Source organism: Rhodococcus sp. OS5 (assembly GCF_056837585.1).
Genome location: NZ_CM166368.1, coordinates 253,938 through 268,880 on the forward strand (window position 1 = coordinate 253,938; position 14,943 = coordinate 268,880).

Sequence of the window (14,943 nt, forward strand, 5' to 3'; positions counted from 1 at the left end):
AGTGCTGTCACGTAAGTGACTGGCGAGTAGGTTCGATTTGTCCGAGTTTGTAGTTCGAGTACGACGTACGTGTCCATCACAGGAGATCGATATATGAGTTCCACCCACGGCAGCGATGCCCTACGCAAATTTCGGTTTGCGGCCGGTGGCGAGGGCAACGCCGAAGAGGGTGGTGCGCGACGCTTCGTCAAGCTCGCGCAGAAGGCCGAGGAACTCGGCTACGACTCGTTCATGATTCCGGATCACCTGGGTAATCAGGTCGGCCCGATCGCCGCTCTCGGAGCGCTCGCGGTGGCCACCGACAAGATTCGTCTCGGCACCGCCGTGTTGGCCAACGGCTTCCGTCATCCTGCTGTGCTCGCGAAGGACGCGGCGACAATCGACGTGCTGTCCGGTGGTCGACTCGAACTCGGTATCGGTGCGGGCTGGATGAAGGAAGAGTTCGACAAGGGCGGCATCGCCTACGAAAGTCCGGGCGTTCGCATCGAGAAGCTCGAGGAGTCTCTGCAGATTCTCGACGTTCTGCTGCGCGGGCAGGAATGCACTTTCGAAGGCAAGCACTATCAGGTGCGCGGCCTCAAGGGCAGCCCGCGACCGCGGCAGGGCCCGCGGCCACCGATCATCGTGGGCGGCGGAGGCCCGAAGATGCTTGCTCTCGCGGCGAAGTACGCGGACATCATCTCGGTCGCCACACCGACCAACCGTGACGGGCGGCTTCTGCTCTCCGGAATCACGATGGAAAAGACCATCGAACGTGTCGAGCGGATCCGCGAAGCTGCCGGCGAGCGTTTCGATGAGATCGAACTCAACTGGACCATCACCATGATCATGATCACCGACGATCGAGAGCAGGCTGCCGAAATGGCAATCGCCGCTCTGGACCAAGGTTTTCCGCCGAACATCGAAGTGGATCGTAAGCTGAGCGTGGAGGAGCTGTTGAACTCTCCATACCTGGCTGTGGGCACTTTCGAGGAAATCGCAGACCAGATTCGACTGGTCCGCGAGAAGACGTCGATGTCGTACGTCGGGGTCTTCCCGACGCAGATGGAAGCGTTCGCCCCGATCATCCCGTTACTGGCGGGCGAGTAGGCCGGAGAATACGGACGATGCGAATCTGTAACATATCGATGGTTTGGGATCGATGAAGTGATTCAGGTGAGTTGCGCACAAAGTGCGATTCGATTGATCGAAGATGGACCCGAGAGAGCGAAGGAAGTCTGGGGCGCAGGCATGAAAGACAGTGCTTGTGTGATCGCTTCGGAGGAGATGGAATGAACGCGCTGTTCGATGGCTTTCTCGACGAGAAGGGCCAGATCCGCCTGCAACCAGGCTTCACGCTGGTCGACTACGTCGAGCAACACTCGCGTGTCAACGCGGACGAGCTCGCGTATCGGTACATCGACTACTCACGCGAGCGTGACGGTGAAGCCCTGGAGCTGACCTGGGAGCAGTTCGGTGTGCGTCTGCGCGCTGTTGCAGCCCGTCTGCAGCAGGTCACCAAGCGTGGCGACCGTGTCGCGATTCTTGCTCCGCAGGGACTCGACTACGTCATTTCGTTCTTCGCGGCCATTCAGGCCGGTTCCATCGCGGTGCCGCTCTTCGATCCGGACGAGCCCGGTCACACCGACCGTCTTCACGCTGTTCTCGGTGACTGCAAGCCGACTGCGATTCTGACTGCCGCATCGTCGGCGGCCGGTGTTCGACAGTTGTTCCGCTCGCTTCCCGCTGCCGAGCGTCCGCGCATCATCGCCGTCGACGCGATTCCCGACACCGTCGGTGAAACGTGGGTTCGCCCCGACATCGAACTCGACGACATCGCGTACCTGCAGTACACCTCGGGTTCGACCCGAGTTCCCGCCGGCGTGGAGATCACCCATCGTGCTGTCGGAACGAACGCGCTCCAGATGGTCGACTCCATCGAACTCAACGAGGACTCTCGGGGCGTCACGTGGCTGCCGCTGTTCCACGACATGGGCCTGCTGACGGTCATCCTGCCTGCTCTGGGCGGCAAGTACATCACCATCATGAGCCCGCGTGCTTTCGTGCAGCGGCCGTACCGGTGGATCAAGGAACTTGCTGCGGTTTCCGACGGCGCCGGCACCTTTGCTGCCGCTCCCAACTTCGCTTTCGAGCACGCTGCCGCGCGTGGCCTGCCGAAGGACGGCGAGACCCTGGACCTGAGCAACGTCATCGGTCTGATCAACGGCAGTGAGCCGGTCACGACGTCGTCGATGCGCAAGTTCAACGACGCTTTTGCTCAGTACGGTCTGCCCAAGACTGCGATCAAGCCGTCGTACGGCATGGCCGAGGCGACGCTCTTCGTCTCCTCGACCAAGCATTCCGACGAGGCCAAGGTCATCTACGTCGACCGCACGGAACTCAACAAGGGACGCATGGTCATCGTCGACCAGTACTCCGAGAACGCAATCGCGCAGGTCTCCTGTGGGTACGTCTCGCGCAGTCAGTGGGCGGCGATCGTCGATCCCGAGACGCTGACCGAGGTCCCCGACAATCACGTCGGCGAGATCTGGTTGCACGGCGAGAACATCGGTATCGGCTACTGGGGTCGCCCCGACGAGACGGCGGAGACCTTCCACAACAAGCTGGACAATCGGTTGAGCGAAGACAGCCACACCGAGGGCACGCCGGCGGATGCCAACTGGATGCGTACCGGCGACTTCGGCGTCTACGTCGACGGCGAGCTGTACATCACCGGGCGCGTCAAGGACCTCGTGATCGTCGACGGTCGCAATCATTACCCGCAGGACCTCGAGGCTTCGGCTCAGGAAGCCAGCCCGGCTCTGCGCCCCGGCTTCATCGCTGCGTTTGCCGTACCGGCCAACCAGCTGCCGTCCGTCGTGTTCTCCAACACGCACTCGGGTCTGAAGTTCGACGACGACGATTCCTCGGAGCAGTTGGTCATCGTGGCCGAGCGTGCTCCCGGCGCAGGCAAGGCCGATCCGCAGCCGATCGCGGACACCGTGCGTGCGGCGATTTCTTCCCGTCACGGTGTTACGGCCCGAGACATCCTGCTCGTCCCCGCGGGTTCGATTCCGCGTACGTCCAGCGGCAAGATCGCTCGCCGCGCGTGTAAGGCGAGCTATATCGAGGGAACGTTGCGAGGCGGCTATCAGCAGACCGCATTCCCCGATAGCGTTTGAGGAGCAGTCCCTTCATGATCGGTGGCTTGGTGAGTTGATGGTTGAACAAGATGGTGCGCAGAGCAAAGACGTTGTGAGCGAGATGAGTGTCGCGCAGCTGCGTGAGTGGCTTCGCAATTGGATCGCCAACGCGACCGGTCAGCCGGCGGGTTCGATCACGGACGATCGCCCGATGGAAGAGTTCGGGCTCGCCTCGCGGGACGCAGTCGCTCTGAGCGGAGACATCGAGGATCTGCTCGGCGTCACGCTGACCGCCACGGTTGCCTATCAACACCCCACCATCGCTTCGCTGGCTACTCGGATCATCGAAGGTGAGCCCGAGGCGCCGCAGGAGACCGTCGACGCCTCGTACTACGTCTCAGGCGGCACGACGGACGCTCACGACATCGCCATCGTCGGACTGTCCACACGATTCCCCGGTGCCGGGCACACGCCTTCGGACATGTGGGAAATGCTGGCGGACGGACGCGACGGCATCAGCGACCTCCCCGAGGACCGCTGGGCCGAGTTCATGTCGGATCCCGCCATCAAGGCCGCGGTCGAGAACGCGAACACCAAGGGCGGGTACCTCGACGACGTCAAGGGCTTCGACGCCGAGTTCTTCGCGATGTCTCCGCTCGAGGTCGTCAACGTCGATCCGCAGCAGCGCCTCGCACTCGAACTCGCGTGGGAAGCACTCGAGCACGCTCGCATTCCGGCCAGTGGGCTCAAGGGCAAGCAGGTCGGTGTTTTCATCGGCAGTTCCGCCAACGACTACCAGTTGCTCGCGGTCAGTGATCCGACGACGGCGCATCCGTACGCGTTGACCGGAACGTCGACGGCGATCGTCGCGAACCGGGTCTCGTACTTCTTCGACTTCCGTGGACCGTCCATCGCTCTGGACACCGCGTGTTCGTCTTCGCTGGTTGCCGTTCACGAGGCTGTGCGCTCGCTGCGCAGCGGTGACTCCAACATCGCGCTGGCCGGTGGCGTCAACATGCTGCTGGCCCCTCCCGGAACCCTCGGTTTCGATCAGACCGGGATGCTCGCTCCCGACGGAAAACTGCGTGCCTTCTCCGCTCAGGCTCAGGGCATCGTTCGCAGTGAGGGCGGCGGACTCGTCGTGCTCAAGCGTCTCGAAGACGCCGAGCGTGACGGAGATTCCATCCTCGCGGTGATCGCCGGATCCGCGGTCAACCAGGACGGCCGTTCCAACGGTCTGCTCGCACCCAATCCCGATGCCCAGGCCGACGTGTTGCGTTTCGCGTACCGCGACGCCGGAATCTTGCCGACCACCGTCGACTACATCGAGGCGCACGGAACGGGTACCGATCTCGGTGATCCCATCGAGGCCGACGCGCTCAGTCGTGTCGTCGGTCGTGGTCGTGACGACGACAAGCCGGCACTGCTCGGTAGCGCGAAGACCAACTTCGGGCACCTGGAAGCAGCTGCAGGTGCCGCCGGCCTGATCAAGGTCGTTCTGGCGATGCAGGAAAACAAGATTCCCGCGACGATCAACTACCTGGGCCCGAACCCGCACATCGACTTCGAGAAGTCGCACCTGCAGGTGACGCCCGAGGCCACCGACTGGCCGCGTTACACCGGCAAGGCTGTCGCCGGTGTCTCCGGTTTCGGTTTCGGCGGAACCAACGCGCACGTCGTGGTCAAGGAATACGTGCCTGCCGAGACGGTAGTCGATGAACCGGTTGTGGATGCCCCGGTGGTCGACGAACCGGCAGCAGAGAACGAGAGCACCGTTGTGCTGGCCGTTTCCGGTGCGCTGCCGTCGCGTCGTCGCCGCGCAGCCGCTGATCTGGCCGACTGGCTCGAAACCGAAGAGGGAAGCAAGACGCCCCTCGCCGACGTCGCCCGCACACTCGCGCGTCGCAACCACGGACGCTCGCGCGCCGCTGTTCTGGCGAAGACGCGCTCCGAGGCCATCAGCTCGCTGCGCGCCGTCGCCGCAGGCAAGCCTGCTCAAGGAGTCTTCTCCGCCGACTCGCCGTCGCCCAAGGGCGCGGTGTGGGTGTTCTCGGGCTTCGGCTCGCAGCACCGCAAGATGGCCAAGCAGCTCTACACGGAGAACTCGGCCTTCAAGGCGGCCGTCGACGAGGTCGACGCGCTGATCCAGGACGAGGCCGGTTACTCGATGGTCGAGATGTTCCTCGACGATTCGATCGAGTACAACGTCGAGACCGCGCAGGTGGGAATCTTCACCATCCAGGTCGGTCTGGCCGCGTTGCTGCGTCACCACGGCGCCGAGGCCGAAGCCGTGGTTCCGCACTCGATGGGTGAGGCCGCTGCCGCGTACGTTTCCGGCGGCCTGAACCTGGAAGACGCTGTCCGCGTGATCTGTTCACGTTCACGGCTGATGGGTGAGGCCGAGGGCGCACTTGTCGGTGACGACATCCGTCTGATGGCTCTGCTCGAGTACAGCGCATCCGAGATCGAGGCGCTACTGCCCACGTACCCCAAGCTCGAGGTCTGTGTTTACGCAGCTCCGACGCACACGGTGATCGGTGGACCACAGCCGGACATCGAGGCGATCGTCGCGGCCGCCGAGGCCGACGGCAAGATGGCGCGTGTCCTGCAGACCAAGGGTGCCAGCCACACCTCACAGGTCGATCCGTTGCTCGGCGAGCTTGCCGCGGAGTTGGCCGGTATCGAGCCGACCACGTTGAAGCTCGGCGTCTACTCGTCCGTCGACAAGGACACTTTCTACCGTCCCGGTCACGAGCCGATCCATCAAGAGGCGTACTGGGTCAAGGGTCTTCGCCACAGCGTGTACTTCACCAATGCGGTACGCGGTGCAGTTGCCCACGGCCACACCACTTTTGTCGAGCTTGCACCCAATCCGGTGACGCTGATGTCGGTGGCGGCTACCGCTTTCGATTCGGGCCTGCACGACATGGAGCTCATCCAGACGCTCAAGCGTAAGGAAGACGAGTCCGCGGGTGTTCTTGCCGCTCTCGCGCAGCTGTACGTGCACGGCCATGCCGTGAACCTCGAGTCTCTGCTTCCCGCAGGCGATTTCGCTTCGGTTCCGCGTACCGCATTCCTGCGTAAGCCGTATTGGCTCGACATTCGCGTCAGTGCCGGCGGTTCGGCTCGCGTACCGGGTTCGCACGTCGCTCTGCCCGACGGCCGCCACGTGTGGGAGGTCGACGCATCCGCCGTCACCGATCTGGCTGTGCTCGTGAGCGCTGCTGCCGGACAGGTGCTCTCGGATGTCGCTCTCACCGCTGCCGTTCCCCATGGTGAGCTGGCCGGCGCTGCGACCCTGACGACGACACTCAACCCGCATCTGGGTGGAGCGTCGGTGCAGGTGCACGCTCGTGAGGGTGCTACGTTCCGTCTGCTCTTCGACGCCGTCGTCACGTCGGGTGAGCCGCTGCCCGAGCTGGTCGTCAGCGCGCCGGTCAAGACCAGTGCGCCGATGGAATCCCTGGCCGAGGTCGTCGAAGACGCCGGAGACAAGTGGGATCCGAACGGTTCGCAGAGCCTCGACGACCGCCTCAAGATCGTGGTAGCCGAGTCGATGGGGTACTCGCCGGAGGATCTGCCGGCCGAGGTTCCGCTCATCGAACTGGGTCTCGACTCGCTCATGGCGATGCGTATCAAGAACCGCGTCGAGTACGAGTTCGACATTCCGCAGCTCCAGCTCCAGGCAGTCAAGGACGCGAGCCTCAACGAGGTCAACAAGTACCTGCGCTACGCGATCGACAATCGCGAAGAGGTTCAGGCGATGGCCGACAAGCAGGCCGCGGAGAAGTTGGCGGCCGACGCTGCTGACGAGGATGTTGCTCCCGCCGAGGTGGCAGTGGAACTACCTACCACTGCTCCGGTTGCAGCTGCGCCTTCCGATCCTTCTCGAGCCGGAACTGCCGACGACGCAGGCTCGGACGTTCCGCCGCGAGATGCGGCCGAGCGCTTGACGTTTGCGACGTGGGCGGTTGTCACCGGGAAGTCGGCCAAGGGCATCTTCAACGATCTGCCGATCGTCGGTGACGAGGTCGCCGAGAAGCTTGCTGCTCGGCTTTCCGAGCGTGCCGGTGGCGAGATCACTCTCGACGACGTTCTCGACTCCACCACCATCGAAGAGCTTGCGGACGTCGTTCGCCAGTACCTCGAGGACGACGGCAAGATCGACGGACTCGTGCGTACTCTGCGTGCCCGCCCCGAAGGTTCCACTGCCGTACCGGTATTCGTCTTCCATGCTGCCGGTGGTTCGACGGTGACGTACGAGCCTTTGCTCAAGCGCCTGCCCGCCGGCACGCCGATGTACGGATTCGAGCGGGTCGAGGGCTCGATCGAAACCCGCGCTGCTGCTTACGTTCCGCTGCTGCGTGAGATCCAGGGCGACGGGCCGTACGTGCTGTGTGGCTGGTCGTTCGGTGGCGTGATGTCGTATGCGGTCGCGAAGTTGCTGCGCGAGCAGGGTGCCGACGTGCGTGTGGTCGGGCTGCTCGACACCGTCATGGCCGGCGAGGTCGTGCCGGACACCGAGGCGGAACGACGCAAGCGTTGGGAGCGCTACGGCAAGTTCGCCAAGCGCACCTACAACCTGGATGTGCCGCTGCCGCTTGACGTTCTGGCTTCCACCGAAGCCGACGAGGATCAGATCCAGATCTTGATGGACATGATCAAGATGAGCGGCGCCAAGATTCCCGGCGGCATCATCGAGCATCAGCGGACGTCGTGGTTGGACAATCGCGCCATCCAGACGGCCGAGTTCAGCAGTTACGACGGCGACGTCGTGCTCTACATGGCTGACAAGTACCACGACGAGCTGATGACGCTCGAGCCTGCATTCAAGACCCGCAAGGCAGATGGTGGTTGGGGTGACTACGTGAAGAACCTCGAGGTCGTCTACATCGGCGGGGACCACCTGCAGATCGTCGACGAGCCGTACATCGCGAAGGTTGCGGCAGACCTCACCACCAAGCTGGCCCAGATCGAGACAGCTCAGACCAAAGCAGCGGAAACCGGAGTTCAGAAGTGACGACAACCACCGCGGAGAAGCTCGCTGAACTCCGCGAAAAGTTGGAGAAGGCAAAGGAACCCGGCTCGGCTCGGGCCATTGCCAAGCGCGATGCAGCAGGGCACAGCACGCCGCGCCAGCGCATCGACATGTTGCTCGACCCCGGTAGCTTCATCGAGATCGGTGCCCTGGTGAAGATGGCGGGCGAGGGCAACCCGTACAGCGACGGCGTCATGACCGGTCACGGAACCGTCGACGGGCGTCCGGTAGCCGTGTTCGCGCACGATCAGACGGTGTTCGGCGGTGCCGCCGGAGAGATGTTCGGCCGTAAGGTCGCAGCTGTCAACGATTTTGCGCTGAAGGTGGGCTGCCCGGTCGTCGGTATCAACGATTCCGGTGGAGCTCGCATCCAGGACGCCGTTTCCTCGTTGGCCTGGTACGCCAACATGGGTTCACGTCAGGAGCCGTTGTCCGGCCTGTGCCCGCAGATCTCGGTCATCCTCGGTAAATGCGCCGGCGGTGCCGTGTACGCCCCGATCAACACGGACGTCGTGGTCGCGACCGAAGAGTCGTACATGTTCGTCACCGGACCCGACGTCATCAAGTCGGTCACCGGCGAAGAGGTCAGCCTCGAGGACTTGGGTGGAGCCCGCAAGCAGGCGGAGTACGGAAACATCCATCACGTCGCTCCCGACGAGAAGGCTGCCTTCGACTGGGTGCGTGAGTACCTGAGCTTCATGCCGTCGTCGTGCCAGGAGAAGGCGCCGCTGATCAACCCGGGCCTCGAACCCGAGATCACCGAGTCGGATCTCGAACTCAATGCGTTCATGCCGGATGCCGACAACGCCGGCTACGACATGCACGACATCATTCTGCGGATCTTCGACGACGGCACTTTCCACGAAATCGGAGCCCAGGTCGCGCACAACGTGATCACCGGATTCTCCCGCGTCGACGGCCTGCCCGTCGGTGTCGTGGCCAACCAGCCCACGTACCTCAGTGGCGCCCTCGACGCGGACAGCTCCGACAAGGCCGCCCACTTCGTGCGTCTGTGCGACGCTTTCAACATCCCGCTCGTCTTCGTCGTCGACACACCGGGATTCCTTCCCGGCGTCGATCAGGAAAAGGTCGGCGTCATCAAGCGCGGCGGGCGTTTCCTGTTCTCGTACATCGAAGCCACTGTGCCGAAGGTGACTGTGGTGGTTCGTAAGGCGTACGGCGGCGGTTATGCCGTCATGGGCTGCAAGCAGCTCGGTGCCGACATCAACCTCGCGTGGCCGACCGCTCGTATCGCCGTGATGGGCGCCGAGGGTGCCGTCAACATCATGGGGCGGCGTCAGCTCGCCGAGGCCGGTGAGAATGCACCCGCGGTGCGTGCTCAGCTGATCAACTTCTACAACGAGTTCGTCGCGACGCCGTACATCGCGGCCGAGCGCGGATACATCGACGCGGTGATCGAGCCTTCGCAGACGCGTCTCGAGATCCGTAAGGCTCTGAAGTTGCTCGCGGACAAGACGATCTTCAAGAACCCGCGCAAGCACAACTTGATGCCGCTCTAGTTCTTTTTGTCACCGAGGGCGTCGAACTGGCGGCGTAGCGCTTCTATCGCCGCCAGGACGGCCGGCCTTTCGCTGTCTGTCCGCCAGGCGAGGTAGATGTCTCGGCCGAGCGGCGGAACCGTGTCGAGCATTCGAACACCTTCCGGCGGTACAACTCTCGCCAGACGTGGAATCAATGCGACGGCGAGGCCCTGAGCGACGAATTCGACCTGGGTGGGAAACTCGGCGACCTCGTACTCGATTCGTGGGTCGAACCCCTGCGCGCGCAGGGTCCGGACGGTGAAGGTGTGAAAGTCCGTTCCCCGTGTCCACGTCGCCCAGGCATGCTCGGACAGCTCGCTGAGCGCGACGACCTTGTTCTCCGCCAGCGGATGTGACGCCGGGAGAGCGAGCAGCGCCACGTCGTCGTACACGGGCGTGAAGGAGAGTCCGTCGGGAAGTTCGACGGGCAGAGTGCTCCAACTGTCGACCACCACGACGTCGAGGTCGCGGCGAATCAGTGCGGGGAGCAGTTCTTCGGATTCGCCTTCGTTGAAGGTGATTTCGAGCTGCGGGTGCGCATGCCTGATTTCGGCGATGGCTCGCGGCAGCACCGTCCTGCTGGGGGAGACCAGGGCGCCGATACGTACGCGGCCCGTCACCTCGCTCTGCAGCGACGCGATTTCCGCCTCGGCCTGGGCGAGCGTCGAGAGAACCTCTGCGGTTCGGCGCGCGAGGATTCGGCCCGCTTCTGTGAGTCGCACACCGCGGCCCTGCGGTTCGAGGAGCGGAACACCGACCTCTCGCTCGAGCTTGTTCAACTGCTGCGAAATTCCGGAGGGTGTGACATGCAAGGTGCGGGCGGCAGCCGCTACTGATCCGTTCTCGGCGACGGCGTGCAGGGCGCGAAGTCTTTCGAGATTCAACACAGTAGTAATGCTACCGAATATACGGTCTGAACATTTGCTTGTGCTGAATAGTTAGCGGCAGGAACATTGTCGAGTGACCACACTGACCTCCGCGACCGCGCAGACATCGACACCCACCCGAACTCCTCGGGGGCGCATCGACCCTCGATTGCTCGTCGTCGGAGGCGCAGCTGCGATCTCGATCAGTTCGCTCCTCATCAAGCTGGCCGATGTGGGGCCCTCGACCGCCGTCTTCTTCCGTTGCTTCCTGGCCTTGCCGCCGCTGTTGTGGTTGGCGTGGCGGGAGTACCGCCGGGTGGGCAAGCCGAGCCGGCGGGCAGTCGTTCTGCAGGTGCTCGGCGGTCTGCTGCTCGGGCTGGATTTCGCGTTGTGGTCGCAGTCGATTCTGATGATCGGCGCGGGGATGGCGAGCGTCGTCGTGAACGTGCAGGTGGTCGTGGTGCCCGCACTGTCCTGGTTGGTGTTCGGCCATCGGGTGCCGATGCGGTTCGTCTTCGCCCTGCCGTTCATGTTCACGGGAATCGCCTTGGGGGCGGCGTGTTCGGGGGTGGGGGAACCGGCGACGACTTGCTGTGGGGAACGGCGCTCTCGCTCGTCTCCGGAATCGCCTACGGCGGCTACATCTTCGTGGTCGGCCGGACGGGCGAGGCGGATCGGGCAGCGAGCCAGGTGTTGATCTCGACGACGTCCGCGGGCATCGCCGGGTCCGTCATCGGATCACTGTGGGGCCGGATCGATTTCGTCCCGGGCTGGGAAGCCTTCGGCTGGCTCGCGGCACTGGCGCTGGTCGGCCAGGTGTTCGGCTGGATGCTGATGGGGCACTCGCTCCCTCGGCTTCCCGCCGAGGTGGGCGCGACGCTCCTGCTCATGCAACCGGTACTCGCCGTACTGCTGGCGGTTGTGCTGCTCGGCGAACGGCCCGGTATCGGGCAACTACTCGGGTGCGTCGTCGTTGTCGGAGCGGTGTCTGCCGTCTCCGTGCGTCGCACCCGAGCAGTCACCCGAGTAGGTAGCGCAGGCTAGTGCACTCGCATCTCGCCGGGCATCCACATGCCCGAGCGGGTTGCGGTGCCCGTCTCCACCTCTGCCGGAACAGCATTCGGGAAGTACCGGTCGTACCGCTCGAGTGATCCCCAGTCCCGCGCCCAGTCGTCCTTCAGGTACGTAGGAACCGTCGTCGCACCGGCAAGAACCTCGGTGAATCCGAGCGGGCCACCGTTGTCCGCAGACTGCCAGGTGTCGGTGGAACTGACCGCAAGAGGACGGTCCGGGAGGATGCGGAAGTTCGGCATCTCGGCCACGCCGTTCTGATGTGTGAACGGACGTTGGCACGGGAACTGAAGGCCGACAGCCCAATCCAGGAGCACCGGCTGCTCGTTGCCGATGTACGAGTTCAGGGACTCGAGCTTGGGCACGCGCGGCGGCGTGAATGCCATCCACTGATCGCCCGTGAGGTTGGGATCGAACGCGACCACCCGAACGGCGTCGGCGTCCGGCGCGAGTTCGTCGATCGGGATACGGACGTTGCGCCACGACGGCGCGGGTCCGATGTCTCGCGGCATGTACGAACCCTGAACCTGCACGGTTCCGTCGGGCTGAGTCCTGCCGTACTCGACCAGAAGTGACTGGCCGTACGTGATCGCACCGGTGTTGTCGACGGACCACACACGCCCGGCGACGGACATGACCACCAGCGGTGATTCTTCACTGCGAGTGGGCAATCCGTACCAACTCGAGATGAGGGAAGCAGGTTCCTGCACGCCGGGCTGGTAGCTGCCCATGACCGGTGTCTTCGACGGATCGAGGCCGAAGGGGAGCTTGGCCGTGCTGCCGTTGACGCCGACGTTGCCGGTGCCGCCGCTGGTTCCGGCGCCGGAACCGGTGGCGAAGGTGGGACCGACACTCTGGCTGTCGGTATTGCCCATGCCCTGCTTGACTTCGATGTAATCCGCAGTCAGATCGCTGGGAACCCCATTGGGGGAGAAGCCCTTCGAATCAACTCCGGACAACGGATCCTCGGCGTTGAATCCGGGAGCGGTCAGAGGCCGCAGATTCCCGGAATTGACGTCGGTCTCGACCAGAACGTCCTCGGCCATGCCGCAGGTCTTGCCCGCGAGTGCCTCGATGTTGCTTCGGCCCAGCGAGTACGCCGGGTACTGCGACACTGCACCCTTGAGTAGCGAGAGCACCTCGAACAGGACCATCAGACCGGCAATCACGGTGAGGGGAGCGGCCGCGAACTTGCGAATTCGTCTGCCCTTGGCCGTGTTCGGCTTCTCGGGCGGGGCGGCAAATCCCTCACGCAGGTACTGCCAGGCGGCAAAGGCCAAGGCGAGAGCAAAGAGCGCGAGGAACAGGGTGTTGGATTCACGGCCGTCGTAGGAGATGGTCTTGTCGAACCACGGCACGCCGTAACTCGAGACGTACCAGTAGCCGTTGATGCCGGCGAACGTCAACGCCAGCATCAGGAGCAGTCCGGCCACGAACACCGAACGGTTACGACGCGAGCGCAGGGCGGACGCGGACACGGCGACGGCGGTCAGCGCGGCGAGAGAACCGGCGATGCCCGCGTACGCACCGAAGTGGTGAGTCCACTTGGTGGGGTTGAACATCATCAGGAACATCGTGCCGAAGACGACGCCGACCAGGCGCCACGACGGACCGGTTGCGGCGCCGGGGACGCGGCCGCGGCGCAGCAACACGAAGAGCGTCGTGAAGAGGCACAGGATCATCGTCAAGAACGCGAAGCGTCGGGCAACCGAGCCGTCGACCGTCTGGACGAAGAGGTAGTAGTAGCGCAGGAAGTCCTGGTACCACTCGAGATTGGGCCCGATGATCGTTCGGACGCGCGTGGCTTCCATGACGCCGGCAAAGGTCTGGTCGGCGAAGATGACCACCAGCACGATGGTTCCGGCAGCGGCGATCGGAGCGAGAAGCGGCAGGGTGCCGACCAGTCGGTGACGCTTGACGACGATGCGCACCAACGGGCGCACACCGGCGAGAAGGGCTGCGATACACATCAATCCGGTGGGTGCGGCGGCAAGAGTGAAGGCGCCGATCAAGATTGCCGTGGCCGCGGGCAGCAGACGTCCGGTGGCGATGGCGCGCTCGATGGAGCACCAGGTGAGCAGTGCGCCGAGAGCCACGATGGGCTCGGGGCGAAGACCGTTGTTGTACGCCAGCCAGAAGGACAGGAACACCAGACCGCCGGTCCAGAGGGCGACGTTGCTCCGGCGAACCGCCCGGCCGAGACGCGGGACGACCTCGCGGCTGATGACCATCCAGCACAGGATTCCGGCGAGCAGAGCGGGCAGACGCATGAACGGGCTCGCGGTCGAGATCTTCGCCATCACGGCCAGCGCTTCGTAATACCAACCGAACGGCGCCTCGGGAACGCCGAACCAACGGAAGTAGTTGGCCATGTATCCCGCGTCCGGTGAGACTCGGGCCATGGTGAGGAGGTAGCCGTCGTCGGCGGTGTTCGCGCCGATGAAGTGCCACACGACGAGCGTGCCGACCACCACTCCGTCGATACCGGAGAACTTCCACCAGCGTGCGGGCAGGAAGCGTCGGTGCTTGCGGCCGTCGGTGCCGTCGAGGCGAGCCAGGGCGACCAGCGCGACGATGGTCGAGAGGACGGCCACGATCATCGCGACCAGCTTCAAGACGCTCGGGCTCGACGAGAAACGTGAGTCGATCGTCATCGAGAAGCCGAGGCCCTCGGGGGCAGCGCCGTCGGGCAGGTCGCTGAAGACGCCGACCACCTGCGGGCGGAAGTCACCGTCGAGTTGGCCACGAATCGGGTTGCCGTCGGGATAGGTCAGTCCGACGAACTCTGCCGTGGTTCGGTTGACGTCGGAGCTGAACGCGATGGCGCCACAGCGACTGGACTCGACGTCCTCGCGTGCCGCCGAAGCGACGACGACGTTGCGATCGAGCACGTCGACGCTCGTCGCGGACACCCGGACGAACATCGACGACAGTGCCGCGCCGTCGCCCTGTGCAGGTGCCGTCGACAGCAGGATGCCGCCGCCCTCCGGCAACGAGCTGACCGCGGTACAGGGGATCGATGCGTTGACGTCGATGGGAACCTGCGCCATCAGCGGTGCCTCGACGTCGCCGATCACGCCGTTCTGCGGCCAGTTGACCGAAGCCGTCGTCTGCACGACGGGAAGCAGCGGAGTTGCCAGTGCGAGCACGAAGCCGAGCAAGCCGGCGATGATCGCGACCCATCGCGTGCGATGGAAACGCTCGCGGGCATCCTGACCAGCAGGAGGCGGCGAACTCGAAGTCTGAGGTGAAGCTGTCACGGCGTCGGGCACGGCTACCGATGGTATGTCAGGGCTGAGCGTGGA

General features: G+C 64.1%; 6 protein-coding genes and 1 pseudogene. 5 read left to right on the forward strand and 2 right to left on the reverse strand.

Features of this window, described 5'->3' with window-relative positions; translation table 11 throughout:
- The first annotated feature begins 93 nt into the window (after positions 1-93).
- From ACVZUB_RS01205 to ACVZUB_RS01220, 4 genes are all read left to right on the forward strand, one after another.
- Positions 94-1,089, forward strand: coding sequence for an LLM class F420-dependent oxidoreductase (locus ACVZUB_RS01205; RefSeq protein WP_007731815.1), 996 nt, complete (start codon positions 94-96; stop codon positions 1,087-1,089).
- Between the two features lie 182 nt (positions 1,090-1,271).
- A complete protein-coding gene (fadD32, locus tag ACVZUB_RS01210) occupies positions 1,272-3,161 on the forward strand; it encodes a long-chain-fatty-acid--AMP ligase FadD32 (protein WP_003943899.1) in 1,890 nt (629 codons plus the stop codon).
- A 37-nt stretch (positions 3,162-3,198) separates the two neighbouring features.
- Positions 3,199-8,142 carry a polyketide synthase Pks13 gene (pks13, locus tag ACVZUB_RS01215; protein WP_482628084.1) on the forward strand — a complete coding sequence of 1,648 codons (4,944 nt, stop codon included), beginning with the start codon at positions 3,199-3,201 and terminating at the stop codon, positions 8,140-8,142.
- Complete coding sequence (locus ACVZUB_RS01220; RefSeq protein WP_003943957.1) at positions 8,139-9,680, forward strand: acyl-CoA carboxylase subunit beta; 1,542 nt, start codon at positions 8,139-8,141, stop codon at positions 9,678-9,680. Before pks13 ends, ACVZUB_RS01220 begins: the two co-directional genes overlap by 4 nt.
- Here ACVZUB_RS01220 and ACVZUB_RS01225 read toward each other — a convergent pair.
- Positions 9,677-10,588, reverse strand: coding sequence for a LysR family transcriptional regulator (locus ACVZUB_RS01225; RefSeq protein WP_007731813.1), 912 nt, complete (start codon positions 10,586-10,588; stop codon positions 9,677-9,679). The two genes, ACVZUB_RS01220 and ACVZUB_RS01225, sit on opposite strands and share 4 nt — an antisense overlap.
- A gap of 73 nt (positions 10,589-10,661) precedes the next feature.
- On the opposite strand from ACVZUB_RS01225, the pseudogene ACVZUB_RS01230 reads away from it, so the two are divergent.
- Positions 10,662-11,611, forward strand: a pseudogene (locus ACVZUB_RS01230) (DMT family transporter).
- Here ACVZUB_RS01230 and ACVZUB_RS01235 read toward each other — a convergent pair.
- Positions 11,608-14,910 carry an arabinosyltransferase domain-containing protein gene (locus tag ACVZUB_RS01235; RefSeq protein WP_482628085.1) on the reverse strand — a complete coding sequence of 1,101 codons (3,303 nt, stop codon included), beginning with the start codon at positions 14,908-14,910 and terminating at the stop codon, positions 11,608-11,610. The pseudogene ACVZUB_RS01230 and the gene ACVZUB_RS01235 sit on opposite strands and share 4 nt — an antisense overlap.
- Between the last annotated feature and the right edge of the window lie 33 nt (positions 14,911-14,943).

What these genes read in the sequence shown, in the direction of transcription:
- ACVZUB_RS01205 (WP_007731815.1), top strand. Translation starts at nt 94, where the DNA reads ATGAGTTCCACCCACGGCAGCGATGCCCTACGCAAATTTCGGTTTGCG.
- fadD32 (WP_003943899.1), top strand. Translation starts at nt 1,272, where the DNA reads ATGAACGCGCTGTTCGATGGCTTTCTCGACGAGAAGGGCCAGATCCGC.
- pks13 (WP_482628084.1), top strand. Translation starts at nt 3,199, where the DNA reads ATGGTTGAACAAGATGGTGCGCAGAGCAAAGACGTTGTGAGCGAGATG.